Annotated in this window: 1 protein-coding gene; it reads right to left on the bottom strand. The window is 39.8% G+C overall.

What is annotated here, in order from left to right; all coding sequences use genetic code 11:
- Positions 1 to 1,229: IS110 family transposase (locus H4J52_RS10335; RefSeq protein ID WP_182224613.1), on the bottom strand; the 1,229-nt coding region annotated here is incomplete at its 3' end.
- Between the last annotated feature and the right edge of the window lie 246 nt (positions 1,230 to 1,475).

The raw sequence follows: 1,475 nt of genomic DNA, 5'->3' as shown, positions 1-1,475 counted from the left end.
CCTCTTCGTTTTAATGCTTCTAAATATTTTGATTCGTTGTAGGGCGTCTTCGTTTTCCAGCACCTAAATACTATCCTAATCCACTTAAAAGCGAGAGACCTTATTATGCTGTTATGTGGTTTACCTTTACTTTTTTGTTGCTCATAATAAGCTTTTGCCCAGAATGAATATCGTATCGAAAAACCCGCCCATTCAACAAACGTTTGCCTTAAAAAAGTAGGACAACTATATCGCCAATGTGTCCATGTCTTTTTACCACTGCTTTCAATAACGGGTGCAATACCCGCATACTTCTGCATCTGTGAAGCATCCGTATAACGTTCTCTATTGTGCCCAAAAGCGACTAATAAGCGCGGTGCTAGTTGTGGGCCTGCGCCAGGTAAACTATCAAAAATAGCCTTGTCTTGTTGTTTTTTGTACAGCTGTTTTATTGCTTTATCCAACTGTTCAATACCCATAAGTAACACCTTGAATTGTGCGATAAGCACTTCTACTAACAGTTGATTAGGGGCTATTACACCTTCATCTTCGGTTAACGGAACGGCTTCTTTAATGCTAAGCAATCGAGCATTATTGACGGTTTCATAATGTGAGTTATGACGATTAAAGAAGTCTACTAAGGTTTGCTTTCTGGCTTTTTTAACCGCGGTGAGCGATGGCCATTTACTGATGAAATCACAAAAGATTAAGGTATCTTTTTCTTTAAACCATTCAAGCGCTTGAGGGTAGTAGTTCTTCAACGTTGCGGTTATTTTATTTGATAAATCGACGCTATCTTGTACTAGACTACGACGATACTCAACCAGTTGCGCTAATGCTCTCATTGATGTTGACTCAGGTACTATCACTGAGAGTTTATCTATGTGAAGTTTAATCATTTCAACTTGTATGAATGCATCTGTCGGGTCATTTTTTGCGCCGCTAGGCGTGAATGCCTTACGGTAATTTGCGACCGCGGATGGGTTCACCGTAAATAAGACGAGGTGGTCATATTTTGCGAGCGCATAAATTAAGGGGCCTTTTTTAAGTTCACACACAATAGCAATTTTCTGATCTGGGTAACGCCGCTTAAGATCCATTGCCCATTTGTGAAGCGCTTCGGGTTTATGTTTTATGACGGTGTAGTGATATTGTTTAGTGTTTTTTGGGTGCTCACATATATCATGTTTTTTGTCAGCCCAATCGATACCAATAAGTGCAGCGAAATCATCGACGTTATATGCTTTCATTTTGATGCTCCAGCGAGTAAAGTTATAGATGGAATGTGCTTAAGTCTCGTTTCTCGCAGGTCTTATAGATAGTCGTCGTAGGCGATCCCTGAGTATGCGTTTTGAAGCGAGTAGCTCTGTTGGTTCGAACGTCTTGTTAGAAACATTGGATGTTTGCCGTTCAATATTCGTAACCAACAGAGGCATATTCCACTTATCAAATATAGTAAACTAATCGATTGATAAATGGATTGGTCCAACTATAAG

It is taken from the genome of Colwellia sp. MB02u-14 (assembly GCF_014076915.1).
Lineage (GTDB): Bacteria > Pseudomonadota > Gammaproteobacteria > Enterobacterales > Alteromonadaceae > Colwellia_A.
This window is presented reverse-complemented; position numbering and strand designations above follow the sequence as displayed.